At 55.5% G+C, this 26335-nt stretch carries 27 protein-coding genes; 20 read left to right on the top strand and 7 right to left on the bottom strand.

The genetic code is table 11. From position 1 onward, the window contains the following. The first annotated feature begins 84 nt into the window (after nucleotides 1–84). The 10 genes from F556_RS0115185 (at nucleotide 85) to F556_RS0115140 (ending at nucleotide 11698) form a co-directional block, all read left to right on the top strand. Complete coding sequence (locus F556_RS0115185) at nucleotides 85–1215, top strand: ABC transporter substrate-binding protein (RefSeq protein ID WP_020617832.1); 1131 nt, start codon at nucleotides 85–87, stop codon at nucleotides 1213–1215. An 83-nt stretch (nucleotides 1216–1298) separates the two neighbouring features. Then, nucleotides 1299–2675, top strand: coding sequence for an allantoinase AllB (allB, locus tag F556_RS0115180; RefSeq protein WP_020617831.1), 1377 nt, complete (start codon nucleotides 1299–1301; stop codon nucleotides 2673–2675). A 76-nt stretch (nucleotides 2676–2751) separates the two neighbouring features. Then, nucleotides 2752–4044, top strand: a complete 1293-nt coding sequence (locus F556_RS0115175) for a Zn-dependent hydrolase (protein WP_020617830.1) — start codon at nucleotides 2752–2754, stop codon at nucleotides 4042–4044. After that, complete coding sequence (locus F556_RS0115170; RefSeq protein WP_020617829.1) at nucleotides 4037–5302, top strand: pyridoxal-phosphate-dependent aminotransferase family protein; 1266 nt, start codon at nucleotides 4037–4039, stop codon at nucleotides 5300–5302. The genes F556_RS0115175 and F556_RS0115170 overlap by 8 nt, the downstream gene beginning before the upstream one ends. Nucleotides 5303–5447: 145 nt before the next feature. Then, the gene (locus tag F556_RS0115165) at nucleotides 5448–5807 is read left to right on the top strand and encodes a Na-translocating system protein MpsC family protein (protein ID WP_020617828.1); all 360 of its coding nucleotides are present in this window, start codon (nucleotides 5448–5450) and stop codon (nucleotides 5805–5807) included. A 363-nt stretch (nucleotides 5808–6170) separates the two neighbouring features. Then, nucleotides 6171–7217: a Nif3-like dinuclear metal center hexameric protein gene (locus tag F556_RS0115160; protein WP_020617827.1), complete on the top strand. Its 1047-nt coding sequence runs from the start codon at nucleotides 6171–6173 to the stop codon at nucleotides 7215–7217. A gap of 28 nt (nucleotides 7218–7245) precedes the next feature. After that, nucleotides 7246–8322, top strand: coding sequence for an ABC transporter substrate-binding protein (locus tag F556_RS34125; RefSeq protein WP_020617826.1), 1077 nt, complete (start codon nucleotides 7246–7248; stop codon nucleotides 8320–8322). Between the two features lie 20 nt (nucleotides 8323–8342). Next, the gene (locus tag F556_RS0115150) at nucleotides 8343–9128 is read left to right on the top strand and encodes an ABC transporter ATP-binding protein (RefSeq protein WP_020617825.1); all 786 of its coding nucleotides are present in this window, start codon (nucleotides 8343–8345) and stop codon (nucleotides 9126–9128) included. Continuing rightward, a complete protein-coding gene (locus F556_RS0115145; protein ID WP_020617824.1) occupies nucleotides 9109–9981 on the top strand; it encodes an ABC transporter permease in 873 nt (290 codons plus the stop codon). The genes F556_RS0115150 and F556_RS0115145 overlap by 20 nt, the downstream gene beginning before the upstream one ends. Nucleotides 9982–10234: 253 nt before the next feature. After that, a complete protein-coding gene (locus tag F556_RS0115140) occupies nucleotides 10235–11698 on the top strand; it encodes a hypothetical protein (protein WP_020617823.1) in 1464 nt (487 codons plus the stop codon). Here F556_RS0115140 and yyaC read toward each other — a convergent pair. Then, nucleotides 11688–12317, bottom strand: a complete 630-nt coding sequence (gene yyaC / locus F556_RS36310; protein WP_211222598.1) for a spore protease YyaC — start codon at nucleotides 12315–12317, stop codon at nucleotides 11688–11690. The two genes, F556_RS0115140 and yyaC, sit on opposite strands and share 11 nt — an antisense overlap. 167 nt (nucleotides 12318–12484) lie before the next feature. Here yyaC and F556_RS0115130 point away from each other — a divergent pair, with 167 nt between their 5' ends. The 8 genes from F556_RS0115130 (at nucleotide 12485) to F556_RS0115095 (ending at nucleotide 19036) form a co-directional block, all read left to right on the top strand. Further along, nucleotides 12485–13213, top strand: coding sequence for a creatininase family protein (locus tag F556_RS0115130; RefSeq protein ID WP_245583074.1), 729 nt, complete (start codon nucleotides 12485–12487; stop codon nucleotides 13211–13213). Between the two features lie 32 nt (nucleotides 13214–13245). Further along, on the top strand, nucleotides 13246–14649 hold the full coding sequence (locus F556_RS0115125; RefSeq protein ID WP_020617820.1) for a hypothetical protein: 1404 nt from the start codon (nucleotides 13246–13248) through the stop codon (nucleotides 14647–14649). A 101-nt stretch (nucleotides 14650–14750) separates the two neighbouring features. Beyond that, the gene (locus F556_RS0115120; RefSeq protein WP_020617819.1) at nucleotides 14751–15461 is read left to right on the top strand and encodes an iron-containing redox enzyme family protein; all 711 of its coding nucleotides are present in this window, start codon (nucleotides 14751–14753) and stop codon (nucleotides 15459–15461) included. Between the two features lie 21 nt (nucleotides 15462–15482). Continuing rightward, nucleotides 15483–16976 carry an aldehyde dehydrogenase family protein gene (locus F556_RS0115115; protein WP_020617818.1) on the top strand — a complete coding sequence of 498 codons (1494 nt, stop codon included), beginning with the start codon at nucleotides 15483–15485 and terminating at the stop codon, nucleotides 16974–16976. 20 nt (nucleotides 16977–16996) lie between these two features. Continuing rightward, on the top strand, nucleotides 16997–17470 hold the full coding sequence (locus tag F556_RS0115110) for a GlcG/HbpS family heme-binding protein (protein WP_020617817.1): 474 nt from the start codon (nucleotides 16997–16999) through the stop codon (nucleotides 17468–17470). A gap of 256 nt (nucleotides 17471–17726) precedes the next feature. Then, a complete protein-coding gene (locus F556_RS0115105) occupies nucleotides 17727–18404 on the top strand; it encodes a GntR family transcriptional regulator (RefSeq protein ID WP_020617816.1) in 678 nt (225 codons plus the stop codon). A 25-nt stretch (nucleotides 18405–18429) separates the two neighbouring features. Next, the gene (locus tag F556_RS0115100; protein ID WP_020617815.1) at nucleotides 18430–18714 is read left to right on the top strand and encodes a 2Fe-2S iron-sulfur cluster-binding protein; all 285 of its coding nucleotides are present in this window, start codon (nucleotides 18430–18432) and stop codon (nucleotides 18712–18714) included. A gap of 22 nt (nucleotides 18715–18736) precedes the next feature. After that, on the top strand, nucleotides 18737–19036 hold the full coding sequence (locus F556_RS0115095; RefSeq protein WP_020617814.1) for a hypothetical protein: 300 nt from the start codon (nucleotides 18737–18739) through the stop codon (nucleotides 19034–19036). A 146-nt stretch (nucleotides 19037–19182) separates the two neighbouring features. Here the strand turns inward: F556_RS0115095 and F556_RS0115090 are convergent, their stop codons facing one another. Beyond that, entirely contained in the window at nucleotides 19183–19524 is a 342-nt protein-coding gene (locus tag F556_RS0115090) for a 2Fe-2S iron-sulfur cluster-binding protein (RefSeq protein ID WP_245583070.1), read from the bottom strand. Between the two features lie 412 nt (nucleotides 19525–19936). On the opposite strand from F556_RS0115090, the gene F556_RS0115085 reads away from it, so the two are divergent. Then, complete coding sequence (locus tag F556_RS0115085; RefSeq protein ID WP_020617812.1) at nucleotides 19937–20740, top strand: aspartate dehydrogenase; 804 nt, start codon at nucleotides 19937–19939, stop codon at nucleotides 20738–20740. Between the two features lie 28 nt (nucleotides 20741–20768). On the opposite strand, the gene F556_RS0115080 is transcribed toward F556_RS0115085, so the two are convergent. Genes F556_RS0115080 through F556_RS34115 form a run of 5 tightly spaced genes read right to left on the bottom strand, consistent with a single transcriptional unit; the run spans nucleotide 20769 to nucleotide 24950 of the window. After that, nucleotides 20769–21581: an ABC transporter permease gene (locus F556_RS0115080; RefSeq protein WP_040716581.1), complete on the bottom strand. Its 813-nt coding sequence runs from the start codon at nucleotides 21579–21581 to the stop codon at nucleotides 20769–20771. Nucleotides 21582–21583: 2 nt separating this feature from the next. Beyond that, complete coding sequence (locus F556_RS0115075) at nucleotides 21584–22723, bottom strand: ABC transporter permease (RefSeq protein WP_020617810.1); 1140 nt, start codon at nucleotides 22721–22723, stop codon at nucleotides 21584–21586. Beyond that, entirely contained in the window at nucleotides 22720–23598 is an 879-nt protein-coding gene (locus tag F556_RS0115070) for an ABC transporter ATP-binding protein (RefSeq protein ID WP_020617809.1), read from the bottom strand. The genes F556_RS0115075 and F556_RS0115070 overlap by 4 nt, the downstream gene beginning before the upstream one ends. Continuing rightward, nucleotides 23582–24406: a hypothetical protein gene (locus tag F556_RS0115065; protein ID WP_020617808.1), complete on the bottom strand. Its 825-nt coding sequence runs from the start codon at nucleotides 24404–24406 to the stop codon at nucleotides 23582–23584. Before F556_RS0115065 ends, F556_RS0115070 begins: the two co-directional genes overlap by 17 nt. After that, nucleotides 24384–24950, bottom strand: a complete 567-nt coding sequence (locus tag F556_RS34115) for an RNA polymerase sigma factor (RefSeq protein ID WP_020617807.1) — start codon at nucleotides 24948–24950, stop codon at nucleotides 24384–24386. The genes F556_RS0115065 and F556_RS34115 overlap by 23 nt, the downstream gene beginning before the upstream one ends. A 190-nt stretch (nucleotides 24951–25140) precedes the next feature. Here F556_RS34115 and F556_RS0115055 point away from each other — a divergent pair, with 190 nt between their 5' ends. After that, nucleotides 25141–25800 carry a M15 family metallopeptidase gene (locus F556_RS0115055; protein WP_020617806.1) on the top strand — a complete coding sequence of 220 codons (660 nt, stop codon included), beginning with the start codon at nucleotides 25141–25143 and terminating at the stop codon, nucleotides 25798–25800. Nucleotides 25801–26335 lie beyond the last annotated feature (535 nt).

Below are 26335 nucleotides of genomic sequence, written 5' to 3'. Positions count from 1 at the left end.
GCCTTGTCCGCCTGCCGACAGCGGACGGACAGGGGCGCCAGCTAGCGCTTGCTATATCATATCTATTAAGGGGAGGAAATATCGATGATTAAACGGACATTCCAATGGGGACCTACGCTGGCTGCGGCCTTGACACTTCTGCTGCTGCTGGCAGCATGCGGAGGGGGCAATACACCGAATAACATACCGAACAATCCGCCTGCCAACGAGCCGGTAACAGGAGCTGCCAACAATGAAGAGCCACCTGCGGATGAAGCTGTGGCTGAGGAACTGGAGACGACAAAGCTGACCTTGGTTGGCGTGCGGGATGCACAGATTTCCTCGCAGCAGATCATTGCCGACAAGCTCGGCTACTTCTCGGACGAAGGGCTTGAGGTCACAAGCCAACTGATTGAGAGTGGTCCGGATATCGGTCCGATGGTTGCAGGCGGTAGTGCAAAAGTTAGTATTCAAACGAACTTCATGGATATCATCCTCAAATCAACGGACATTCCGGTCAAAATCATTGCGCCGCTGGCCCAGATTGCCGGTACGCAAGCAGTGGTCGGGGCAGCCGATCTCGAATTGACAAGCGCCAAGGATCTGGAAGGCAAGACGATTGGTATCCCAAGTGGTGCTGACGTTATGATCGCTATCAACAATATGGCGGAAGAGCTGGGTGTGGATGCCAGCAAAATCAACTATGTCAATCTTGCTCCGAGTGACGCTGTGGTAGCGCTGGAGCGTGGCGATATTGATGCCATGGCAAGCTGGGAGCCGTTCATCACCAAAGCCATCGAGGGTGGCGGCAAGTTCTTGTTCAGTGGTACAAAGAGCGAACTGCCGGATAACCCTGGCGACGTGGAGTGGATGAGCGTGCATACGACAATTCAGGTCACTGATGATTTCCTGGAGGCTAATCCGAATACGCTCAAGGCGGTACTGCGGGCGCTGCAAAAGGCAACGGACTACATTAACGACAACCGTGAGGAAGCGATTGAAATTCTAGCCCCCGAGCTGCGTCTGAGCGTGGAAGAGCTGACTGAAATCATGGGCCGTAATGTGTATTCGATGGAAGTAGACGCCTCGTATGTCCATGGCAGTAACGGACCGGCTGTTGGTGAATATCTGCAATCCGTAGGCAATATTACGTCGATCCCTGATCCGACTTCCTATCATGACTTGTCGCTGCTGGAAGCCGTTGATCCGGCCCTAATTACAGAGCAACTGCAGTAACCTAGAATAAAAGACTGTTGAAGAAATGCCGGAGAGGCACGGAATCGAATCTGGTTTAGGCTGAGGCGAAGGAGGCATCGTCCATGACGAAGCATGTAGATCTGATCATCAAGAATGGGACGGTCGTCCTGAAGGATGACGTACGCCGGCTGGATATTGCCATTCACGAAGGGAAGATCGTCCAACTGGGCGAGAAGCTGGGAGGTGCTGCCGATCAGACCGTCGATGCTGACGGTCTGACCGTCATGGCGGGTATGGTAGACAGTCATGTACATCTGAATGAACCTGGTCTTGGCGACTGGGAAGGCTTCGAGACCGGCACCGCAGCTCTGGTCGCAGGCGGATGTACAACGTTGATTGACATGCCGCTTAATGGCATTCCGCCGACCGTGAGCGTATCTGCGCTGGAGCGCAAGCTGGCAGCCGCGGAAGGCAAGTCGCGTATTGATTACGCCTTATGGGGTGGCCTGGTTCCGGGCAAGCTGCACGAGCTGGAAGGTCTAGCGGCTGCTGGCGTGACCGGCTTCAAGGCATTCATGTCATCTCCAGGCGATCCATCAGAAGAGGCATTTCGCGAGGTTGATGATCATACGCTGCTGGAAGGGATGCGCATTCTGGCCGGCCTCGGCCGAGTGTTGGCATTGCATGCAGAGAGCGAGCCGATCGTCTCCGTCTTGGCGGAGCAGGCAAGGGAAGCGGGCAAGACATCGCCTGCCGATTACGCGGCGACCCGTCCAGTACTAGCCGAGTTGGAGGCGGTGAATCGCGCTCTGTTCTATGCTGAGCAAACGGGCTGCGCCCTCCACTTCGTGCATATCAGTAGTGGTGAAGCGATCCGGCTGATCCAGGAAGCTCGGAGCCGAGGAATGGATGTAACCACGGAGACGTGTCCGCATTATCTGGTGTTGACGGAGCGAGCTTTCGAAACTGTTGGCGCTGCGGCCAAGTGTGCGCCGCCGCTGCGAGATGAAGCCCAGCAAGAGGCGTTGTGGGAGCTGCTGGCGGACGGGGCGATTGATCTGATTGCTTCGGACCACTCGCCATGTCCGGCAGAACTCAAGGATAAACCGGATTTCTTTGAAGCATGGGGCGGCATCGCGGGCGCCCAGAACTCGCTGGAGCTGATAGTTGGCGAGGGTCATGTGAAGCGTGGCCTGCCGCTGCCGCTTCTCAGCCGTGTATTGTCGCTAGCGCCAGCTCGGCGATTCGGTTTGCACCCGCGCAAAGGCGAGATTCGGATCGGCGCGGATGCTGATCTGGTCCTGCTTGACCTGGAGCAGACTTATCGTCTTCAGCAGGAGCAGTTGCTGCATCGGCACAAGCATAATCCTTATATTGGGCGTACAATGCACTGTCGCGTCACTGGCGTCTACAGCCGTGGCCGTCACGTTTACGATGGGGCGGCAGGTTTGTTGGCAGCAGGGGGCGGTAATTGGCTGAAGCACCAACGGGTAGACTAGCAGATTGTGGCGCATGGACATATTTGAATGCTTCCGAAGTGAGTTTTCCTTCGGAAAACTTTTGGGAGGGGCGGCCATGGAGCAGGAAGTGTTATCTCATCCACAAGAGCAAGAACGGCTGCTGGATTGGCTGGAAAGCGAGGTAACCGGCGTATTGGATTGGCTGTCTGGCTATAGCGAAGGTGAAAGTGCGGGCGTGACAAGGCTATTATATTCCAAGCCTTGGCTTGCTGCCCAGCAGGGGCTGGCGGGCCGGATGACCCGGGCTGGACTGGAGACGACTTTTGATGAGGTTGGCAATTTGTATGGCAAGCTGCAGGGCCGACAGCCGGATGTGCCATCGATTGTTACCGGTTCACATATCGATACCGTGATCCAGGGCGGTAAGTACGACGGGGCCTATGGAATAGCTGCAGGCCTGGTGGCGCTGGCCTATCTTCAGAAACGTTACGGCAAGCCGCTTCGGAGTCTGGAGGTCGTGTCCCTCTGCGAAGAAGAAGGAAGTCGCTTCCCTCTCGCTTATTGGGGATCGGGTAATGTCGTAGGCAAGCGCTCTCACGAACAGATCGTCACACTTGTCGACCAAGAAGGGATGGGGTTCGGGGAGGCCATGAAGGCTTGCGGTTTCGGTGCAGGTAGTGCCCGCCCGGCGCTGCGCAGAGACATCGGTGCATTTATCGAAACCCACATTGAACAGGGAGGCGTTCTGGAGTCGGAAGGTCTGGCTATTGGTATTGTGGACTCCATCGCCGGTCAACGCCGGGTGCGAATCGAGCTGGTGGGTGAGGCCAACCATGCTGGTACGACACCGATGCATCTCCGCAAGGATGCACTGGAAGGGGCGGGCTTGATGCTCCACCTGCTCCGGCAGGAGGCCATCCGTCGCGGGGCGCCGCTGGTCGCGACAGTAGGCAAGCTGCAAGTGTCCCCGAATGTACCCAATGTTGTTCCAGGGGGCGTACAGTTCACAGTGGATGCCAGACATACGGACGACGCGCAGCTCGACTCCTTTTGCAGCTGGATGCGGACGACGTTTACCGAATTGGCGGAACAACGCGGCTTGAGCATCGCCTTTGACGAGTGGTTCCGCGAAGGTGCAGTCCCGCTGCATGCCGCATTGAACAGCAGGCTGGAGCGTATCTGCCAGGAGCAAGGAATTGCGGCCCGGCACATGCCGAGCGGCGCAGGTCACGATGCGCAGATGTTCGGTGGACATTGTCCGACGGCACTGCTCTTCGTGCCGAGCAAGCGGGGCATCTCACACTCGCCTGAGGAATATACGTCGCCGCGCGAACTGGCCATTGGGGTACTGGTGCTGGTAGAGTTATTGTACAACTTGGGATACGAGGAGGGTGAACTGCATGCGTAACTATCCAGTATGGTCGCCTCCGGCACGGACGATCATGACACCTGGTCCGGTAGAAGCTGATCCGCGCGTGCTGCGGGCGATGGCGGCGCCGATTGTGGGTCAATTTGATCCGGCATTCACGTCGCTGATGAATACAGTCATGGACCAGCTCCGTGATGTGTTCATGACCGACAACCGATGGGCTTTTCCTGTCGACGGGACTTCCCGGGCAGGACTCGAGGCGGTGTTGGTCAGCCTGATCGAACCCGGTGACACTGTACTGGTGCCGATCTACGGACGCTTCGGTCATCTGCTCCATGAAATCGCCAGTCGGTGTGGTGCGCATGTCATCTCGCTTACGTGCGAATGGGGAACAACCTTTGCGCCGGAGACGATTATTGAAGCCATTCGCACACACCGTCCGCAGCTGGTGGCCATGGTGCATGGCGAGACGTCGACGGGACAGCTGCAATCGATGGAGGGCATCGGGGCGGCATGCCGGGCGGTCGACGCTCTGCTCGTCGTCGATGCCGTGGCGACGCTGGGCGGCGTGCCGGTGCGAACGGATGAGTGGGAGCTGGATGCGGTCATTGGCGGCACGCAGAAGTGCCTGTCCGTGCCATCCGGGTCGGCTCCAGTCACATACAACGACCGGGCGGAGGCCAAACTTCTGCAGCGCAAGCGAATCGAGCGCGGACTGCAGAGTGGCACGACGCTGGATTCGATTGCCGAAGCGAAGGGGGCAATCCGCAGCAATTATCTAGATCTGAGTCAGCTGCAAGACTACTGGAGTGCGGCGCGGCTCAATCATCATACAGAGGCGACAAGTATGCTGTATGCACTGTATGAGGGGCTTCGGCTCGTCGGTGAGGAAGGGCTGGAGGAGCGTTTTACTCGGCATCGGGCCCAGGAAGCAGCGCTGGTCGCGGGGATCGAAGCGATGGGACTGACGCTGTATGGCGAACGCCGAACCAAGCTGCCGGTGGTGACCTGCATCGCGATTCCTGACGGAGTGGATGGCGAGTCGGTACGGGCGATGCTGCTGGACCGCTTCGGTCTTGAGATCGCCAGCTCTTTTGGCCCGCTGCAAGGCAAGATTTGGCGAATTGGCACGATGGGCTACAGCTGCAGCATGCGCAACGTTCTGTTCACCCTCGGCGCCCTGGAGGCTGTCCTCATCTGGCACGGCGTCCGCGTAGCCGCTGGCGAAGGGGTCCAGGCCGCGCTGCGGACCTATGAGCGGTTGGCGCTGGAGGCGCAGGGTCAGCCTGCGGGATAAAGAAGAGCATTACAAGGCCTGCTAAATCGAATAACGGTAGCAGGTCTTTTTTTTGTCTTGTCTTGACTTTGGTTCGTCCCGTTGAGGAAAACGGCAGCCATGCTATAATGGGGCTGTTGGAGATCGAATCGGGAAGGGTGAGTGTATGCAGCCTCCGTATACGGTGGGTGAATTGAAGCAGGAGATTATCAAAATCTATAATGCCATCAATCAGGAGATCTTCGGAATCGGTATCAAGTCGCAAAAAATCGATATCGTCGAGGATAAAGTCTATATCTTTGCTACGCACAAGCGGATACCGGCGATGAAAATCCTGGACAAGGAACACCGCTCGCTTACGGCCAGTGTAGACATGCTGCTGATGGAGGAGAACAAGCGGTTATTGCGCGAGCAGTTGGAACAACAACTCGGACTGGACGTACGATTGATTCTTAAGGATTACGATTACCGGACGGAATATTCCGGGACCGTAATTATATTGGGGGCCAACCCCCTCAGAACATGACATTAACTTAACACATAGTTTGCTTTATTATTATTTTTTTGCCTTTATTGACGAATCACTTTTTTATATGGTATATTACCTAACAAGAAAGAGAGTTTTCAATAAATAATTTCGGAATACCTTACAAGCAATTGACGGATAAGGCGCTGTTGCCTCTCTGTTATAAGAGAAAGCTGCTGCACCGATTAGTCGATCGCTAGGTACACACACACTCTAGCAGGTACTGGAGAACTCTGAGATCAGAGAGCTTTTTGACCGCTAATTATGACATGGCCGGACCCGCATTGCGGGGGTTCGGGCAATCATACTTAGCGGTTTTTTGATTTCTAAGAAGAGGTTCTCTGAAATGGAAGGAGAGCGGGCATGGAACAACCTACAACCATGATAACGAACAAGGATGTCGTCGCAGCCCTTAATATCATCACCCGTGGACGGATGGTGACGAGCTGGGACGAGGTGTCCGCAGGCACGAATCCCTATGTGGTCACCAAGACGTCGCATATCCCCGGCAAGGGCATTGTGGAGATTCCAGGTTTGATCTTCGGGGACCCTGCCAAGGAAGTCAAGCGCATCGGGGTTGGCATGACGCTGACTGAAAACATGATCGAGCTGGCTTCGGGCATGGAGCTGGATCTGCTTGTTGTCCATCATCCGGTCGCCGAAGCGGCAAGCTCGGGCGGAGTGCCGTTCGGAGATTACTTGCCGCTTTATGGACTCTCGGTCATTGAATTGCATGAGGCCTTCCATGGCCTGCATCCGGGGATGACGATGATGCACGGGCATCAAAAGCTATCAACAGACATCTCGTTTGGCGGTGTGCCGGGCAATGTCTTACACAAAGGCGTGGCTCTGGAAGGTGTTGCTACCGTTGCGGATCTGTTGGGGCGGCTTGCGGGATGGCTGGATCGCGACAGCGATCATCGGCTGTTGGAGGCGGAACGGATGATCCGTGGCGAAGCGACGCTGCAGGAAGCGACGATGGCCAATCCGTCGCGATTGCTCAGTGGCAGAATGGACAAGCCGGTCAAGCACATCTTGCATTTTTTCCCACATACGGGCTTCTCACTGGAGCATTTGGAGCAGGCGCTGCTGCTCTATCCGGAGACTGACACGATCATCGTCAGTATCAGCCGGGTGAGAGAGGGGCATCCGTTCGTCTCGTTGGCGCAGAAGAGGGGGTTGAACTTTATTGTTGGCAACTCACACTCGGTGGAGATCATGGAGAATGGCCTGCCACTTGCCTATGCCCTCGAGATGCTGCTGCCCTCGGCAGAGGTGTTCCTGCTGCGCGAGCGGGTGACGGCAGTCCCGCTCACGGATATCGGCTCCCGGCAGATGGTGGACTACGGCAAGGGGATCGCGGCGGACCATCTGGTCGCCGGGGTATCCCGAGCAGTTCAAAATATATAGAAGAGATATCAGGGAGGACGAGAAACCGATGAAAACCTTGACGAAGAGCAAGCCTGTATTGTTGATGCTTGTGTGTATGATGTTGTTTGCGGCTGCCTGCGGTGCCAATAACGAGCCGCAGCCAAACCCGCCTTCCGCCGGAGCCACTGAAGAGAACACTGGCGGTGAGACAGCGCCGCCGGAGCAGCCGGTGGAGAAGGTAACCGTCAAGTTCTCCGAGGTTATTCGTTCCATCTTCTATGCGCCGCATTATGTTGCGATCGGTCAGGGTTTTTTCGAAGAGGAAGGTCTCGAGATTGATATGAATACGGCGCAGGGCTCTGACAAGGGAGCGGCGGCGCTCATTGCTGGGACGGCAGATATCTCGCTGGTCGGTCCGGAGACGGCGATCTATATCTACAACCAGGAAGGGGACAACAAGATCAAGATCTTCCATCAGTTGACGATGAAGGATGGCTCATTCCTGCTTGCGCGCGAGCCGGTCCAGGACTTCGACTGGAGTGAGCTTGAAGGTAAGACGGTCATTGGCTGGCGTCCGGGCAGTGCGCCACAGATGGTGATGAATTCGCAGTTGCTTCGGGAAGGTGTGAACGGCGTTGATGTTGTTACTAACTTGGCCGCGCCGGCGATGGCGGGTGCGTTTGCCAGTGGTCAAGGCGACTATATCCAATTGTTCGAACCGGTAGCTTCCACGCTGGAGCTCGACGGATCGGCACATTATGTTGCCTCAATGGGTGAGATGTACGGCGATTTTCCTGAAACCTCCTACGTAGCTACCGGTGAGTACCTGGAGCGTCATCCGGAGGTCGTGGAGCGTTTCGTGCGGGCAGTCACCAAAGGCACATCATGGCTCATGACGGCTAGTGATGATGAAATTGCTGAGGTATTGATGCCGTTCTTTGAGGGGACGCCGAAGGAAGTGGTTATACAATCCGTTAATCGGTACAAAGCCCAGGATACCTGGTCGGAGAAACCGGAACTGACGCAGGAGATGTTCGATATTCTCCAGAATGTGCTTGTTGAAAACGGGGTGTTGAAGGAAGAGGAGCGGATCGCGGAGATGAGCGATGTCGTTGATATGAGTTTCGTGAACCAGTTGCCTTAAGTATAGAGGAGGAGATATCTATGTCGCATGCCGCAGTGGAATTTCGGAATGTGGATCTGCGCTACTTCACTTTAAAACAAGAAACCGAAGCGTTGCGTCATGTCAACCTGTCGATCATGCCTGGAGAGTTCATCAGTATTGTAGGTCCTAGCGGTTGTGGAAAGAGCACGCTGCTCTCCCTCATCTCGGGCATGCTGAAGCCAACCGGAGGCAGCGTGATGATCGAAGGCGAGCAGGTTAGCGGCACATCGCCAAAGGTAGGCTATATGCTTCAGCATGATCATCTGTTCGAATGGCGGGATGTTCTGAGCAACCTGCTTGTCGGTGCTGAAATCCGCAAGATGGATATGGCGCGGGCCCGGGAGAAGGCACTTATGCTGCTGGAGCGTTACGGTCTGGGCGGTTTCGCCAAGCACAATCCGGGACAGCTCTCCGGGGGCATGCGCCAACGGGTGGCGCTGATCCGTACGCTTGTCGCCGAACCGGATATCCTGCTGCTCGATGAGCCGTTCTCGGCGCTCGATTATCAGACCCGGTTGACGCTGGCGGATGAGGTGCATTCAATCATCAAGGATCAGGGCAAGACGGCGATTCTCGTGACGCACGATATCTCGGAAGCGATCTGTATGGCAGACCGCGTGATGGTTATGAGTAAACGGCCGAGTACGATCTCGTCGATCTATCCGATGCGATTTGATGAAGGTGAACAGCTGGCGCCATGGAAAAAGCGGGAAGCGGGACGTTATGCGGCCTACTTCAATACGATATGGAGGGAGCTGGAAGGTCATGTCGTCTCTACCGGTTAAAAAGACGGGCGCGATGGTTACTGACGGGAATAGTGGCGGAGCTGCAGTGGCCCGGACGCCGTCCGTCCAGTACACGTTGTATCTAAAGCAGAAAAAACGTGAGTTTTGGCTGATCCGTGGCGGTCAGCTGCTGCTCCTTGCCGCTTTTCTGGGCTTGTGGGAGCTTGCGGCGGGGCTTGGCTGGGTAAATCCAATGCTGACGAGCCGTCCTTCACGAATCTACCAGTCGTTCATTGAGCTGGGGCTGCAGGGGGAGTTGTTTCGTCATACGTGGATAACGGCCTGGGAGACGCTGGTCGGCATCATCGTATCAATGGTGATGGGGACGGCTGTCGCTGTGCTTTTCTGGTGGTCGACGTACGCGTCCAAAGTATTGGAGCCCTATATGGTTGTTCTCAATGCGCTACCCAAGGTGGCGCTCGGGCCGATCTTCTATATCTGGCTGGGTGACCGTTACTCGATCTATGGCATGGCGGTGGCGATCTCGGTCATTGTGACAATCATCATGATCGAGAGTGGCTTCAAGGAGATTAGCAAAACCAAGCTGAAGCTAATGGAGTCGTTCGGCGCCTCCCGCGGACAGATGCTGCGAATGGTGCTGCTGCCTGCGAGTGTGCCGACCTTTATTGCTACGTTGAAGGTCAATGTCGGTCTTACGCTGGTAGGCGTCATTATGGGAGAGTTTCTTTCCTCCAAGGCGGGTCTGGGGTACCTGATAACGTATGGGGGGCAAGTGTTTCAGATGAATCTGGTCATGGTTAGTATTGTCATGCTTGCGCTGCTTTCTGTCGTGTTTTACAGCATAGTAACGCTGGTAGGGCGATATGCATTGAAAAGGAATCACTTTGAATGATGTTAACTATAGTTACAAGATGATGTCGCGAAAATAGGTATACCAAATTATAGTTATTTGAAAAGTTCCACTCCTGCCTAACACCATGTGAAACGCTTTCATGTATAATAATTGGTATAAACGACCGAATTTCCGAGAATTTTAGCAGAATCATTGATAAAATTGTATACCAAATGCCAAATAAACGTGTTCAAGCTATCCTTTCTGTGATACAATTCGATTGAAAGTCATCAAAAACGAGGAAAGCAGAGGGATGCGGATGTTAGGTTTATCGCATTATTTGTATGCTTTTATCACATTGTCTGTAATAATTGTGATGCTTTTTCGGAAAGGTGTCGTAATTCCCTCGTTGGTGGGGACTTTCTTGATCGGGTGGTTGTTTACAGGGGATGTGCTGAGCGGATTTAAAGCGGTATACAATGCCAACCTGACGGCAGCCCAGGAATTGTTTACAATTTTTCTGATTATTACGTTTATGGTAGCGCTCCTTGCTTCGCTGCGGGATATGGGAGCGGACCGCCGGATGATTCAACCGATTCAAAGATTCATGCTGAATGGGCATCTCGCCTTTTTCATTCTGGCGGGCATCACGTTTGTCATCTCGTTGTTCTTCTGGCCAACGCCGGCTGTCCCGCTGCTTGGAGCGCTGCTGATTCCGGCTGCGGTGCGTGCTGGACTGCCGCCGATGAGTGCGGCGATTGCCATTGCATTGGCAGGCCAAGGTATGGCGCTATCGTCGGATTATATTATGCAAGTAGCCCCTATGCTAAGTGCAGTCGGGGCAGGGGTACCGACTGCAGCAGTGGCCGACAAGGCGCTGATTCTCTCGCTTATAACGGGCGGCGTCGCGATTACGACGGCTTATCTGATGAACCGCAAGTCGATTCGCACCCCGATTACTGCCGGCCAAGGCGCCCCCGGAGCCGTGGTTACGGTCATGACCGCAGCGGAGAAGGAGCCGGCCCATCTGGATGAAGTCGCGGCGGCTGTCGAGACGCTTGAGCCCCGGATGGAGAAGTGGTCGAAGCTGTTTGCGCTGCTGGTGCCGCTCGCGATGCTTGGCGTAATGGTAGTCATGATCTTTAGCAAATTCGGCGGACTAGGCAGCTTCGAGGGCGGAGATGGGGCCGCATTTATCGGCGGCGTTGCGGTAGTACTCCTTATCCTGGCTTCCTTTGCTTTCAGCAAGCTGAAGGCGCTGGACCGGATCAGCGACCATTTGGTAGAAGGCTTTGTATTTGCCTTTAAAGCCATGGGTCCGGTAATTCCAATCGCGGGCTTTTTCTTCCTGGGCAGCTCCGATTTCTCCGGGTCTATCCTGTCGCTTGGCGAAGGTGCAGCCGCTCCGGCTTTTCTGTTCGATCTGGTATCTACGATTCAGCATGCGATTCCCTCCAGCGCATCGATTACCGCCTTCGGCATCCTGATCCTCGGCATAGTGACCGGCCTGGACGGCTCGGGCTTCTCCGGCCTGCCGCTCACCGGCTCGTTATCCGGCGCTCTTGGTCCAGCAGTTGGCGTCGATCCCTCCACACTGGCCGCGATTGGTCAGATGGGAGCGATCTGGGCCGGCGGCGGGACGATCGTGGCTTGGTCTTCCCTTGTAGCCGTGGCGGGATTCGCCGGGGTATCGGCGATGGAGCTTGCTCGCAAGAATTTTATCCCCGTGATGCTGGGGCTGATTGTTGCGACTATTGTCGCGCTCCTTATCTGGTGAATCTCGTTTGCGAAGAGGCGAGAAGGTCTTCGCGAAGGGTATCGCCGGCAGAGTCATGCTCCACGTCTGTCATCGTCGGCAGCAGCCGGTCGATGGTCAGTGTCAACGCCTGAGCCATCATCAAGGCCATGTCCTGTACGAAGGTCAGGCTCGTCTTGTCCAGCACCTTGACGTTGATCGGACCGTAGTTGTTGACTATGCCTTTCAGATGGATGTGACCGATCTCCGGCAATTGTTTGCCCATACTGAGTCCGGGCATAAGCGGGCCGTGTACGAGCTGGATCGTGCCGATTTTGAAGTACTGTCCGAGACAAGCATCCAGTGCGATAGTGTACGCTTGCGCGTGTTTTTTGTTCAGATAAGTCAAGGTCTTCTTCAGATTCAAGGCATGGACAGGCTTCTCCAGCGTTCCAAACAGACGGATGCGGCGGTTGCCAGTGTAGGAGTTGGCCAGAAGGCTATTGACTGCTGGCCCTAGCGAATCGCCGGGCGAACGATTGGTGCCAATGCCGACAATCACGATCTGCCGGAGGTCCGGATAACTATGCGCATGCTCGACAAGTTTATCCGCCAGGAAGGCAGGCGCGGATTTGTCAAGATAATGTATATGGTGCATCATTTGTGCATCATCCCCAAACGTAATCATACTTGCATGTCTCTTCATCATACTCCGAAATGCCGGGGAGTTCAAAGGGAAGACAGCATCGGCACTTATATGGTATACAATAAACCTTATTGAAGGGGGTGAAACGGATGCACGCTGGTCCACCCTTTCTGTTGCAGCAGATGACATGGCCGGAAGTGAAGGAAGCACTTCGCACGGTACAATTGGCGATCATTCCATTGGGGGCCCAGGAGCAGCATGGCCCGCATATGACGGAGAGCTGTGACGCAGTGCTCGCCGAACAATTTGCCATACGGCTGACGGAGCGTCTCCATCCCTTGGCGTTCATGACGCCGCCGATCGCTCTTGGGATCTCGAGCCATCATCTTCATTTTCCGGGAACGATCTCCCTGCAGCCATCGACGCTGATTGCGCTTCTGAGGGATATCGTCCGTTCTTTGAAGCCGCACGGTATCCAGCGCTTTCTGGTCATTAACGCGCATGGCGGCAATCAGGCTACGCTCGGCGTAGCCGCCGACGTGCTCACCCGGGAGGAAGAGATCGAGTTTTATTACGCCAAGACCACCGCCTCGGCCAAGGATGTGATGGACAAGCACATTAGGTCAAAGGTATACGGTCACAGCTGCGAACGAGAAGTGTCCGAGGCGTTGTACCTGGCGCCTGAGCTTGTCCGGCAAGAGCGGCTGGCCAAGGGCGAACTGACAGAGGAAGGCCGATGGCGGAAACTCCGGCCGGGCAGTCCGCTGCAAGGCTTCTATTATTATGAAGAGATGACCACAAACGGTTGTATCGGTGATGGCCGCCAAGGCAGCCGCAAGCTCGGCGAGGAACTGGTGGAGACCGCTTTGACCCGCTTGTCTGCTGCGGTTCGCGACATCTTGGACCCATGAGGCTCCCGGGGCTACTGGGGGTTGCTATACTGGTGTACCTGATCTCAGTGTTGTATCCCGCCAAGCTGCTGGACTGGCTCGTGCCTTTATTGAGTATCCTCGTCATTCTCGTTGTGGTTTCCCGAATCGGGATGTATGTCCGACTGCTCGGCATGCTGATGCTGGGAATCGGCTTGTGGTTGCTTGCAGCTCACGGGGCCGGGTGGGGGCAGGTGCTGCTCAGCTTCGGCCGGATGATGAATATCTTAAGCCTGTTTGCGCTTGTGCCGCTGATCGCCCTGCCGATAGAGCTTGGCCGCTATGCGCTGCGGATCCGCCTTGCGGTTGCGCGCAGGGTCAAGACATCCGGTCTGCTCTATATGATCACTTCGGGCTTAACCTATATCGCCAGCTCCTTCATGAGTCTGGGGGCGATGCCGATGATGTACCAGACGATGAAGCCGTCGATGGATCTGTATCCGATCGGTGAGAAGGAGCGGTTTATCAGCCGTTCGATTACGCATGGCTTCGCCATGCCGACGGTATGGACGCCGGTCACTCCAATTGTCGGTATCGTCGTAGAGATGACTGGCGTCCGCTGGCTGCATATCATCCCGATTCTGATCCCGTTCAGTCTGCTCGGACTCGCCGCAGACTGTCTGATCGCCTTTACCCTCTCGAAGCGCCGGCGGAGACAGCTCGCTGCCATATCTGAGATGTCCGGCAAGCCGGAGAGAGACGACGCAGGGGACGCAGCGCTACTCGGAACGGAGGCAGCAGACAACGGACGGATGACCGAAGAGGGAGCCGCCAAGGGGGCACATCCGTCTCATATCCTGCTTGCCGTTGTCGCACTGAACGGTTTGATCTCGCTATTAGAGAGCCGGCTGCATCTCGGTTTCCTATTGCTGGTGACCCTGACGGTGATTCCGTTCGCTTTGGTTTGGTCCCTGTTGCTTGGTCAGGGACGAGCTTTCCTGTCGCTGGCTCGCGAACGTCTGCCCCAGCATCTGGGACGGATGAAGGAGCAATTCTACATGTTCCTTTGCGCTGGATTTATGATTACAGCGATTCAGTCCACAGGGGCAACGCATGTGATTAATACGGCGCTTGGTGCGATCAAACAAACGGTAGGAGCCGAACTGTTCATACTGCTGATCCCGCTTATTCCGCTCGGGCTGGCCTTTGCCGGGCTGCAGCCGGCCGTGGCGCTGGCACTGGCCGCGGAGGCGATGAATCCCACGGCGCTTGGCGTATCCGTTGAGATCGCGGCGATTGCCATGCTGACAGGGGCGGCGGCAGCCTTCATGATGGGACCTTATAATGCGACGGCCAGTATGATGGCGGGTCTCATCAACCGCAGCGCCTACAAGGTATCCAACTGGAACCTGCCGTTCACCGCCGCTTACATCGGCATGGTGACAGTGCTGCTCATCGTTTTGGAATTGACAGGTTGACAAATGACGGATGGCTGGGCAATAATAGTCACACCTCACAATTTTGGTATACCATATACCAAAAAAACAAATTTCGAGCTTTGGAGAGGAGATTGGGCAATATGACACAAACCGTTGAAAAAAACCGCTTGATGAACAAGGAGGAGTTCCGCCGTGCCTTGGAGCAAGCGATCGAGGGGAATGCCGTTGCCAAAGCCCCATTCACAACGATGTGGGCCAACGGGGAGCTGAAGCGTGAGCATTTTGCCCGCTGGGTAGAGCAGCACTATGCATATGTGGGTCCATTTGCCGAATACCTCGCCTATGTGTACGCTAATTGCCCGCATGAAGATGCCAGAGATTTTCTGTTGCAGAACATGTGGGAGGAAGAGCTCGGGGGCGACCGTCATACTGACTTGCTGATCCGCTTTGGAGAAGCGTGCGGGACGACACGGGAGAGGGTCGTGTCCATGAAAAATCTGCTGCCGGAAACGATCGGACTCCAGTCCTGGTGTTACCGGATGGCATTCAAGGAAAATTTCTTGTATGCGACAGCGGCGCTCGTGGTCGGGCTGGAATCGCAGGTACCGGCTATCTATCGCCGTCAGACGCCGACGCTTCGCAATCATTACGGGTTTACGGACGAGGAAGTAGAGTTCTTCGATCTGCATATCGTCTCTGACGAGATCCACGGCGAACGCGGGTATCAGATCGTCCTCGAGTATGCCAAGACGCCGGAGGAACAGCAGCGCTGTATCGAAATCGTCGAAGAAGCAACCAAGATGCGCAGGATGTACATCGCTGCCATATCCCGGGAGTTCGGACTCGGCTAGATCATGACGAAGGAGGAAGCCATGCCAGTAGATACAGCGGTACAAACCTATCACAATCTGATCAACGGCGAGTGGGTACCTTCAGCAGGCGGGGCAACGTTTGAGAGCTGCAACCCCGCGCGCAGCAGCGAAGTCGTCGGACGGTTCCAGGCTTCTGTAGAGGCGGATGCAAGAGCAGCGGTGGAAGCGGCGCAGCAAGCATTCGCCGGGTGGCGGCGCCCCGCGCCGAGCCGGCGGGCGGAGATCCTCCTCCAGGCAGCGGATCTGCTGGAGGCCGGTCTGGAGCAGTACGCGCAGGAGCTTACGGCAGAGGAAGGCAAGACGCTGGCAAGCAGCCGCATGGAGGTCAAGCGCTCGGCGCAGACGTTGCGCTACTACGCTACCGAGGGGCTTAATGTCTCGGGCGACACGCTTCCATCGGACGATCCGACCGTCTTTGTCTACACCAAGCGGGAGCCGCTTGGCGTCATCAGTGTCATTACACCGTGGAATTTTCCGATCTCGATCCCGGCCCGCAAGATCGCTCCCGCCCTTGCAACAGGCAATACAGTTGTTTTCAAACCGGCCTCCGATACGCCGCTCATCGCGCTTCGGCTGGTCGAGGCGCTCCACAAGGCGGGGTTGCCCGCAGGGGTGCTGAATTTTGTAACGGGCTCAGCGGCAGATACAGCAGGACCGCTTCTGACCCATCCGGCAGTCAGAGCCGTCACGTTTACAGGCTCGACCCGCGCAGGTGAACAGATCCACCGGACTGTGGGGCTGTCCACCCGGGTACAGCTGGAGCTGGGGGGCAAGAATCCTCTCCTCGTTCTGGAGGATGCCGATCTCGACCATGCCGCCGAGCTGGCCGTCAAAGGCGGCTTCGAGCTGACAGGGCAGGCCTGTACAGGTACGAGCCGCGTCATTATTATGGATGAAGTTCACGATGCCTTTGTCGCCAAGCTGACGGAGAAAACAAAGGCGCTGCGAATTGGAGACGGCCTTGCCCCCGGCACGGAGATTGGTCCGCTCGCCAACGCGCGTCAGCTTGAGACCGTCCTCTCTTATCTGGACATCGGCCAGCAGGAGGGGGCGCAGCTTGTCAGCGGCGGGCGTCAGCTCACAGATGGCGAATACGGGCAAGGCTATTATGTCGAACCGGCTGTATTTACGGGCGTGAAGCGGGAGATGCGCATCGCCAGGGAAGAGATCTTCGGCCCTGTCATTGCAGTCATTCGGGTCAAGTGCTTCAAGGATGCGGTCCGGGCAGCTAATGAAGTTGATTACGGTCTCTCCGCTGCAATCTGTACGGCAGATCCTGACCGGATGTCCTATTTCATCGATCATATGGAAGCCGGGGTGGTCAAGGTAAATCGTCCCACGACCGGCAACAGCATGAATGCGCCGTTTGGCGGGATGAAGATGTCCAGCACGGCCACCTACCGCGAGTCGGGCAGGGCAGCGCTTGAGTTCTACCTGCAGGAGAAGACGGTGTATCACGGCTCGCAGCCAATCCGGTTCTGCTGCAGCAACTAGATAAAGGAGGGAACGGCAGGATGAGAACAGCGGTCAAGCTGGAGCTGGCGGAAGCCAGGGCGATGATCGAAGCAGCCAAAGCTGCCGCGGAAGAAGCCCAGGTGCTGGAAACGATCTGCATCGTCGACGACGGCGGCTACGTTATCGCCATGGAGCGGATGGACGGCGCACGCATCACGGGTCCGGAGATTGCCATAGCCAAGGCTTTTACGGCAAGCGGACACAAGCGCTCCACCCATCTGTTCAATCAACCGGGCGGGCCAGCATCGCCAACGGGCGAAGCCTTCGGGATCCATGTCATGATGCCGGGCAAGTTCGCCATCTTCGTCGGCGGCTTTCCGATCGTCGTGGACGGGGAGGTCGTCGGCGGCGTCGGCATCAGTGGCGGCAACGGCGAGCAGGATACGATCGTCGGCACGGCAGCGCTACGGGCGCTCCAAGATTACCTGGGGAGCGATCATGAAGTGTTAACACAGGCCGATATCAAGAAGTAATTGCAGACAGCCTTCAAAAAGGACCCTACGGTCACGGATCGATCTTACGATCGCTGTTGTCCCCAGATTTCTTGAATTTTTAACCGCTCCAGCGGTTGAAATCCGGGGACAAAGGCGAACGCTTCGCTTCTCCAGATTCGATTCCGTGCCTCTCCGGCACTTTTGAGGCTAGTAAGCACAGCACCTTGTTAATGTTGTGAAAGGGCTGGCATTTCGTATACACTATGGAGTAATAACCCATTCGGAGGTATACGATATGCCAGAAGGTCCTGTAATTTGGAAAGATGAAGAGCTCAGCCCCATCCGAGACAAAGTCTATGAGTATTTGAAGCAAGCGATCGTCCAGGGCATCTATAAGTCTGGTGACCGGATCGTTGAGCGTGAGGTGGCCGGCCAGTTGAATGTCAGCCGTACGCCTATCCGTGAGGCGCTGTTTCGCCTGGAGTCGCAGGGCTTTGTAAAGACGCTGCCGCGCAGAGGCGTAGTCGTCTCCAAGCTGTCGCCTGAGGAGATCGTCGAGATCTTCACGATCCTGTCGGCGACCGAGAGCCTGGCGATGAAGCTGGCTGCCCAGCGGGCGGAGGAGCCCCAAAGGGACAAGCTGCGTCAGATTATTGCGGAGATTGAAGAGGCGCTGGAGCACAATGTGCTGCGCGAGGAGCACTGGCGGATTCATTTCAAGATCAATGCCGTCGTCTTCGAGGCTGCGCGCAGTCCGCGGCTGCAGGCCATGATCGACAGTCTGTCGGAGTACGTGCAGGCATTTGTCCACCTGGCCTATGAGCTGCCGGGGAGGCTGCGCAAAGCGATGGAGGAGCACCGCGATCTGGCGCGGGCGGTTATGGAAGGCGAGGCGGACCTTGCGGAGAATCTGACCAAGATTCACGTGGAGAACGCGAAGAAAGCATACTTGGAAGTTCTGGCCAAGGAGTAGGCCTATAAGAGATGGAGGTGCGTCGATGCCCAACATCACACTGCATCAGCAGAACGGGACATACGAGCAAGAGGTGCAGGAGGGCAGCAATCTGGTCGTCCTGGCAGGCGTCAAAAAGCTTCCCCATCTGAAGTATGGCTGTGGCATGGGCAAATGTACCAAGTGCACCATCCGCGTCATCGCGGGAGGCGAATCATTGCAGGAGCCCAACTGGAAAGAGCAAAAAATGCTGGGAGAACGGCTTGAGCAAGGCTACAGGCTCGCATGCCAGCTTTATATTACGGCTGATCTTGAATTCAGCCAAGAGTAGCGAAGAGGGAGGGAGTGCCCACATGAGCGAATATGTACTGATGACGACGACCGAACGGTACCGCACAGTGACCGATCATCCTCATCTGGAGAAGGTGGCGGAGTACGAATACCATTTCTTTGGCAAAAAAATGTCGACCTTCACAATCTGTAAGATCGCCGATCCCGATATCCGGATCACGATCAAGGGCGTGAAGGAAGTGTTTCCTGACAACGTGATCCCGCTCAAGGTGTTCCCCAAGTCGGATACAGTTGAGGATATCATCAAAGAGATCTATGAGCTCGACTTGGATGAAGAAAACAAGATCGTGCAAGTCAGTTGAGGCAGGGGTTAGAAGGCCGGGCAGGACTGGTGGCGAGGTGCCGCTGGAGCTGCCCGGCCTTCTCTTGTGTGCGGAAGTCGGAGCAGCAGCGGAATAGGAAAGAACCTCGCCGCAGCTGCGACGAGGCTCCTTATCCGGTTCATGGTTTACTGTGCCGCATTGATTCGGCGCTGGGCGATCTTGTTCAATCGGGCAAGATCCTCTTCGCCCCAAGCGATCGTCACATCTCCCGAGATGAAGGTCTGACAGGCGAGACGGTAGCCCTCATCCAGCTTCTCTTGACCCAGGCGGGCAACTTCCTTCTTCATAATCCGGCTCAGATTGTCCTGGCCTTCGACAATCCGGACCTTGCAGGTTCCGCAGAGGCCGCCTCCGCATTTGTACGGGACGGAGCCTTCGTAGCGGATCGAGGTGCGAAGCAGGTTGCTTTCCTTCTCCACCTCGATCGACTTCCCGGATGTTTGAAAGGTTACGGTTGGCACGGGCATCCCTCCTCGATAGTATGGGCTCATTATATCATAGTCTTATGGTTTATGGTATACCATATGCAATTTGTTTGATAAAATAGAATAGAGCAGAAGAGCGTGTCGATTAATAAGCTGTATCGGTTATCGTGCATCTCTGAGGATGCACTTTTGCTGTAACGGCCACCACAGCACCTATTAAGCCTTAAACGTCCCATTTGTAATTCTAACGGACAGGAACGCCGTTATTCACGCGTTTTCAGCCGAAATGTCTAGTTTTCGAGCAAATAAGTGCGTCTGTGACCGTTAGATTTTCAAAAGTTCATTTTCTTTACGAATAAGTGCTCTGGTGGCCGTTAGCACTTTCCCACTTGGGGGCCAGCTATTAATCGACACTCTCCAGAATCTAGTTATCTATGTTTCAGGAGGCGAACCGATGAATCGAATTGGCATCATTGGATTGGGGACAATCGGCGAGGACGTGGCGGCAGCCATTCACTCTCAATTGGCTGGGGCCGCAGAGTTGGCGGCTATTCTGGTACGTAACCGGAGCCGCTGGCAGGATCATCCGCTCTCGCCGTGGATCTTCGACGATCCGGAGGCTTTTCACGCGACCAAACCTACCATCGTCGTCGAATCGGCGGGACACGAAGCGGTACGGCTCTATGGAAGGGACGTGTTGGCGAACGGTGCCGACTTGATCATCGTCAGTGTCGGCGCGCTCGCGGATGAGACGCTGCTCAGCGAGCTTAAAGCAGCCGCAGAGGCAGCTGGCAGGCGGATCATTGTGCCTTCGGCGGCCATTGGCGGACTTGATCGTATCGCGGCAGGAAGTCTGGGGCCCATGGAGGAGGTGTCGCTAACTACACGCAAGCCGCCAAAGGCCTGGTACGGCACGGTCATTGAGCGTGAGGTCGATCTCGGCGGATTAACGGAGCCGTACACGGCCTATGAAGGGATCGCACGCGAGGCAGCGCTGCTGTTTCCCGAGAGCGTCAACGTCTCGGCAGCCCTGAGTCTGGCGGGAGTCGGAATGGACGAGACCAAAGTTAAAGTCATTGTAGATCCCGGCATCTCACGCAACATGCACGAGATCGTAGCAAGCGGTCGTTTCGGCCGCATCCGGCTTGAACTTGAGAACACACCTTCTGCAAGCAACCCCAAGACCGGCTATATCGTTGCGATGAGCGTGGTCAAAGCCATCCGCGATCAGAGCTCCGTGTTCGTCATTGGCATTTAATAGACGGAACTCTGGTTAATTGAGAGTGTTACGTTGCCTCCTCGCGTCTTGCCCTCCGATTGGCCGAACAAGCGAGCACCACTGCCAGCAGGATGGTATACAGATAAAACCAGCCGGGGTGCAGATGAAGCGCCCATGGACCGGCAAGCACATAACGGGGACGGTTGAATACATTTTCCACACGCAGCACCTCCATCATCGTGAGGTTCTTGAGCGCCCAAGGCAGCGAGAAGACCGAGAAGTTATGGATCAGAAAAGACAAGACAAACACGATGCCGCCCAGAAAAAAGACCGTCAACGATGAGCGGCATGCCGCTGACAGCCAGAGCAGAAACAGCATGAAAGTCATGCAGCCAAGCCAATTGGTTCCGATCTGAATCAAGACGTATTGCCAGATTGGCATTATCCAAGGCGAATCCGCATAGCCGGGCATCGATTGTAAGGCAACATCCCAGCCCTCCCAGCCTCCATAAGAGAGGTGGATGGTCAGTCCCAAGAGCCAGCAGCCGGCCACAACGCCGGTCGTATACAGCGAGGCAGCCCAGAGCTTGGCAGAAGGCACCTTGGTGCGGCCATTGCGTGAGCTCAACAGCAGCGTCAGTGTCCCCCACTGGCGCTCCAGATTGAAACAGCCTGGCAGAACGAACAGCAGCAGGATCGCTTCGTACGCAGCCCCGGATGCATAGGGGAAGCGTACGATGCTCTCCCAGGCGGACCTATCCGACCATTGATAATGCATCGCTGCCTGGAGGACAGCGGCTGCAACAATGCCACCACAAGCTACGAGGAGCCAACGTCCCGCCACCAGTTTGTACAGCTCCATTCGGATCAGCGTCATCATTGTCATCTCACCTGCTTTCTCCGAATGCTCCAATACAGGAGGATTGCCGGGATCATCAGACTCAATAACAGTTGGTACATAATCATCGGATCTGCCCGACCAGCGCTAATGCCCCGATCTAAAGAGCCCCATAGCAGGAAGAAAAGTTCCGGAATCTGTCCCTCAATGTAGTTGGCCTGAATGAATTCCATGTACCGGAATAAAAGCATGACCCCCCAAGTTACGGGGGATTCCGGTAAACTCAGGAACAGCACGATAACGGGCAGAATAAATAGAAGACCTGCAATCATAGCGGGAACAAGAACGTTGCGGCTCCATGCCGATAGCAGCATGGTTAGCCAGCCCAGCGCGATACAGCCGATTGCAGAGAGGAGCACTTGAAGGCCATAATAGTGCAGTGCTGTCCCTGTAAAAGTGGTCTGTCCGAAGAGCCGAGTGTAATGGATTAGCGGCGCATCCCAGCCATGGAGTCCGTAATGAACACCATAGAGCGATACGACTAGCCCTCCGAAAAATAGTGGAATCGTGGCGCAATAGGCCGCACCGGCCAGGAGCTTGGCCACCGTCCCCTTGCCCCGCCCGTGGCGGGAGCTGTACAGCAGCTGATCCATACCTGCGCTTGTCTCGCGGCTGTAGCTGCCGGCAAGTCCCAGAATGACCAGCGCAGCGACGAAGAAATAGCCGACCTCCTGAATAAAGATGAGGATACGCAGCCAGACTTCCTGTTGGATGACGACAACTTGCTCGCCGGTTGAGGCAATAACGACAATACGGTTGCCCGATTCAGACGATGGATGCTCATCGAGCGGTTTTGTTGCTCTCCCTTGCAGGGCACTTTTGAAATCCATCGCAACCCGATGCTCGGCCCTGAAAGATTCCTCCAAATGGAGTCTTTGGTCTCCTGCAGCAAGACGGGCTTGTTCATAGGCTTCATATTGTGCTTCCACCCACGCCAGCTTGTCCTCGGTCAGGACACCACCATAGGTGGTATAAGCTGCCTTGTCCAGCGCCCGCTGCTCGGCAGAAGGCAAACTGCTGTAAAACTGGGAAATATATAGGGCAGCGAAGACCGCAGCGGCGATGTAGATTACTTTTTGAGAGAAGATCTTGTATAACTCCAATTGAATCAGTTGGTTCATCATTCGTCACGCTCCGGCTGATCCCCAAAGTAATAGAGATAAATATCCTCCAGTCGCGGCTCAAGTGCTGTCGCTTCCCCTTCGGGACGTCGGTCGGCAATGATACGGGCCAAAGCCTCATCACCGCGTCGCTGAATATTACCTACCATATACTGTTTCTCCAGTTCATGCAGCCGATGTGCGGGGATCTGCACGCTCCAAACTTTACCCTCCAGTTCATGGAGGATCTGCTCCGGTGGATCCTGGCGAACCAGCCGCCCATCTTTGAGAATGAGCACTTCCTTGGCAATAAACTCGATATCTGTGATGATGTGGGTCGACAGGATGACGATTCGTTCACCGGAGATATCGGAGAGCAGATTGCGCAGCCGGATTCGCTCCTTGGGATCCAGTCCCGCTGTAGGTTCATCGAGAATAAGCAGTTTTGGGTCATTGAGGAGCGCTTGTGCGATGCCGAGTCGCCGTTTCATGCCACCAGAATAGTGTCCGATCTTGCGATGTCGTTGATCCTCCAACTGGACCAGCCGGAGCAGAGCAGTGATTCGCGCCTCCGACTCGCGGCCGGGCAGCCCTTTTAGAGAAGCTATATAACGCATAAAGCGTTCCCCAGTAAAGTAACTATAAAACCCAACCTCCTGCGGCAGATACCCGAGCAGATCTCGATACCGCTCGCCCAGTACGGCCGTCGATGTACCATTGACCGTGATCTGGCCACTGCTCGGGCGCAGCACATCGGCGAGCATGCGCATAAGCGTTGTTTTGCCGGCTCCGTTGGGGCCAATCAAGCCATAAATACCAGGCGTCAGTTCACAGCTGACGTCATCAATGGCTAAGTGCCGCTTATAGCTGCGACTGACATGATCAATAACCAGCTTCAAGCCAATCGCCTCCTTTCCCCGTGTTTGTTTGTTGCAGTAGCCGATACCCCAGAAAGAGTGCCAATCCCGTTCCCAGCGTGGCGGCCAGCAGTCCGGTACTGTACGGAAGCGAAGTGAGCTGTTCTATGATGCCAGGGTTGAATAGCAATAGTACACAGCAGCTGCCCCAAATCGAGAGCGTCAACACTACGGCATTGCTTCCACGCAGACGCATGACAACAGCCAAGGCTAGCGCTGTCATGAGTGTAAATGGAAGGAGCCAGGCCTGCATGAGGGTCCCCAGTCCGAGGCCGGCGTACGAGCTGGCGAACCAGGTCGCTGCGCATGCGTTCAACAGGATGGTATAGCCGGCAGTGATGCACAGCTTGGCCAGCATGACGCTTGCCCCGTTGTACCGGCAGGACATTTCCAGCTCTAGCATCCCCGTATCCCGACTGCGCAGAACCTCCGATAGACCAACCAAGAACGGCACTGGAGCCAGGGCGAATAATGCAAACCGAGGCTCTCCTTGGAATTGCAGCAATACCGCGAGACCAAGGATATAAAGGAACAGACTCATCACCCAATACCATGTGTTGAAGCCGGATAATTCGGTTGCCGTGAGTCGCAGCAGTCTTGCTATCCACAGGCCTGGAGCAGGCTTGGTATCGTTCTGCAATTGTAGCTCCAGCCTTGCGGCAGCGATGGTCCTGTCAACATCTGATGATGCTGGATAAGGTGGCTGCCAATTATTCAGCAGCTTCTCCAACCGCTTTAGTTCTTCCTCTGATACGTCAGGCAGGTCATCATTCAGCGTTTTTCTTGTCATGCTTTTCCCTCCTTCCAAACCGCTGGCGCAGCTTGTCCAGCCCTTGCTTGAGCCGCGATTTTACAGTCGATTCGCCAACCGACATCACTTCGGCAATTTCTTTGATTTTCAGATCATGATAATAGCGCAAAATCATCGTCTCCCGCTGGTAATCCGGCAGCAGGCTCAGGAGACGTTCCAGCTCTTCCCGATCTTCCAGGTCCTTTCCCAGATGCACGACGCGGTCCGTAGTTGTGGCCAACTCTTCCTGATAGGGGGCAGATTGCCTGCTCTTGTAGGTGCGGCTGCGATAGTAGTCCCGGCATGTATTGAGCGCGATCCGCAACAGCCAGGGCTTCAGGCTATCACCGCTGGCGAGTGTGCCGGCCGCGCGTACCAGCTTGATAAATGTCTCTTGGGTCAGATCATAGGCGGTATGATAATCTCCACCGGTACACCGGTAGATATAAGCGAACACCAGCTGATAGTGGCGTCGGATCAGCGCGTCGAGCGCCTCGGGATCGCCCCGCTGCAATCGGCCTGCCAGTTCCTCGTCCGTATACACGACTCTCACCTCATTTTCACCATATAGACGATGGTAATTGTACAAAAAGATTTAAGCCAGAATAAATATTAAGAGAAGTCTTACGCTTTCTTAAGAAATTGCTAAGTCAAAACTCAAACCCTGAGCGCCGTATCCCGGTAAAATAGAGATATCAAGCCGGACAGGCTGATAGGAAAGGTGGCTGGGAAACATGAAAATCAAACTGACCTCAGGGCCGCTGCTGTTCATCATTAGTACACTGTTGACCCTCGGCGGGACATGGCATAGATCTGCACAACCAACTAACAATCGGAGAGCTAACCGAAAAGGGGACTGGCGGCTGCGGTTGGTCAATCGCTGGCATGCCATACCACAAGACTATATGGTGGAGCTGGTGCAGCTGGCTGGCGGAGAGTCCGTGGATGCGCGAATCTACCCGGCACTCCAGCAGATGCTGGAAGCTGCGAGAGCAACTGGACATCATACGGTTGTGAGATCAGGATACCGGACGAAAGCAACGCAGCAACAAATCATGAAGGAGAAAATTGAGGCTTACCGTTCAGAGGGGCATTCGGCGGAAGAGTCCCGGGAGCTGGCCGAAGCATGGGTAGCCCTGCCCGATCATAGTGAGCACCAACTGGGGATTGCGGTCGATATCAACGCTGACAAGATCCGTTCGACAAATCGTGAAGTGTACGAGTGGCTGGCGCAAAACTGCAGCAGCTACGGTTTTATTCTCCGCTATCCTCGGGATAAGATGCACCTGACGGGGACACGCTACGAGCCATGGCATTTCCGGTATGTGGGACGTGAAGCAGCGCAGGAAATGGAGCGCTTGGGTGTTTGTTTGGAGGAGTATATGGGAGGCTAAGTCATAGATTACTCACCACGCCAGACTCCTAGACCAGCTAGCTGCATTCCAGCAAGAATCCCGGGTCCGCTCCTAGCCCGGGATTTCTGCTGGAATTGTGTTTGCTAAGTCTGCGGCTACATGCGTGTGTGCTGAGCGACGAATAATGCGAGATGGCAAACGTAACGTAACCCGTCCCCAGTGTACGAATGCTGCAAGGCAAGACTATCGTTGGAGGGTGCGGCGGGGCGAGTGCGGGTGCTGTAGGGTAAGAAACTTTCGTTGGAGGGTGCAGTAGGGTGTGTGCGGGTGCTGCAAGGCAAGAAACTTTCGTTGGGGGATGCGGCAGGGTGTGTGCGGGAGCTGTAAGGCAAAAAACTTTCGTTGGAGGATGCGGTAGGGCGTGTGCGGGTGCTGTAAGGAAAAAACTTTCGTTGGAGGGTGCGTTAGGGTGTGTGCTGGTGCTGTAAGGCAAGAAACTTTCGTTGGAGGGTGCGTTAGGGTGTGTGCTGGTGCTGTAAGGCAAGAAACTTTCGTTGGAGCGCCGCCCACCATG

Source organism: Paenibacillus daejeonensis DSM 15491 (assembly GCF_000378385.1).
In the GTDB taxonomy this organism is placed as follows: Bacteria; Bacillota; Bacilli; order Paenibacillales; family Paenibacillaceae; genus Paenibacillus_D; species Paenibacillus_D daejeonensis.
The sequence above is the reverse complement of the archived record's forward strand: the minus strand, read 5'-3'. Positions and strand labels throughout refer to the sequence as shown.

Bases quoted from the DNA above. Each gene is read 5' to 3' on its own strand.
- F556_RS0115185 (WP_020617832.1), top strand. From the start codon at position 85: ATGATTAAACGGACATTCCAATGGGGACCTACGCTGGCTGCGGCCTTG.
- allB (WP_020617831.1), top strand. From the start codon at position 1,299: ATGACGAAGCATGTAGATCTGATCATCAAGAATGGGACGGTCGTCCTG.
- F556_RS0115175 (WP_020617830.1), top strand. From the start codon at position 2,752: ATGGAGCAGGAAGTGTTATCTCATCCACAAGAGCAAGAACGGCTGCTG.
- F556_RS0115170 (WP_020617829.1), top strand. From the start codon at position 4,037: ATGCGTAACTATCCAGTATGGTCGCCTCCGGCACGGACGATCATGACA.
- F556_RS0115165 (WP_020617828.1), top strand. From the start codon at position 5,448: ATGCAGCCTCCGTATACGGTGGGTGAATTGAAGCAGGAGATTATCAAA.
- F556_RS0115160 (WP_020617827.1), top strand. From the start codon at position 6,171: ATGGAACAACCTACAACCATGATAACGAACAAGGATGTCGTCGCAGCC.
- F556_RS34125 (WP_020617826.1), top strand. From the start codon at position 7,246: ATGAAAACCTTGACGAAGAGCAAGCCTGTATTGTTGATGCTTGTGTGT.
- F556_RS0115150 (WP_020617825.1), top strand. From the start codon at position 8,343: ATGTCGCATGCCGCAGTGGAATTTCGGAATGTGGATCTGCGCTACTTC.
- F556_RS0115145 (WP_020617824.1), top strand. From the start codon at position 9,109: ATGTCGTCTCTACCGGTTAAAAAGACGGGCGCGATGGTTACTGACGGG.
- F556_RS0115140 (WP_020617823.1), top strand. From the start codon at position 10,235: ATGCGGATGTTAGGTTTATCGCATTATTTGTATGCTTTTATCACATTG.
- yyaC (WP_211222598.1), bottom strand. From the start codon at position 12,317: ATGATGCACCATATACATTATCTTGACAAATCCGCGCCTGCCTTCCTG.
- F556_RS0115130 (WP_245583074.1), top strand. From the start codon at position 12,485: ATGACATGGCCGGAAGTGAAGGAAGCACTTCGCACGGTACAATTGGCG.
- F556_RS0115120 (WP_020617819.1), top strand. From the start codon at position 14,751: ATGACACAAACCGTTGAAAAAAACCGCTTGATGAACAAGGAGGAGTTC.
- F556_RS0115115 (WP_020617818.1), top strand. From the start codon at position 15,483: ATGCCAGTAGATACAGCGGTACAAACCTATCACAATCTGATCAACGGC.
- F556_RS0115110 (WP_020617817.1), top strand. From the start codon at position 16,997: ATGAGAACAGCGGTCAAGCTGGAGCTGGCGGAAGCCAGGGCGATGATC.
- F556_RS0115105 (WP_020617816.1), top strand. From the start codon at position 17,727: ATGCCAGAAGGTCCTGTAATTTGGAAAGATGAAGAGCTCAGCCCCATC.
- F556_RS0115100 (WP_020617815.1), top strand. From the start codon at position 18,430: ATGCCCAACATCACACTGCATCAGCAGAACGGGACATACGAGCAAGAG.
- F556_RS0115095 (WP_020617814.1), top strand. From the start codon at position 18,737: ATGAGCGAATATGTACTGATGACGACGACCGAACGGTACCGCACAGTG.
- F556_RS0115090 (WP_245583070.1), bottom strand. From the start codon at position 19,524: ATGCCCGTGCCAACCGTAACCTTTCAAACATCCGGGAAGTCGATCGAG.
- F556_RS0115085 (WP_020617812.1), top strand. From the start codon at position 19,937: ATGAATCGAATTGGCATCATTGGATTGGGGACAATCGGCGAGGACGTG.
- F556_RS0115080 (WP_040716581.1), bottom strand. From the start codon at position 21,581: ATGATGACGCTGATCCGAATGGAGCTGTACAAACTGGTGGCGGGACGT.
- F556_RS0115075 (WP_020617810.1), bottom strand. From the start codon at position 22,723: ATGATGAACCAACTGATTCAATTGGAGTTATACAAGATCTTCTCTCAA.
- F556_RS0115065 (WP_020617808.1), bottom strand. From the start codon at position 24,406: ATGACAAGAAAAACGCTGAATGATGACCTGCCTGACGTATCAGAGGAA.
- F556_RS0115055 (WP_020617806.1), top strand. From the start codon at position 25,141: ATGAAAATCAAACTGACCTCAGGGCCGCTGCTGTTCATCATTAGTACA.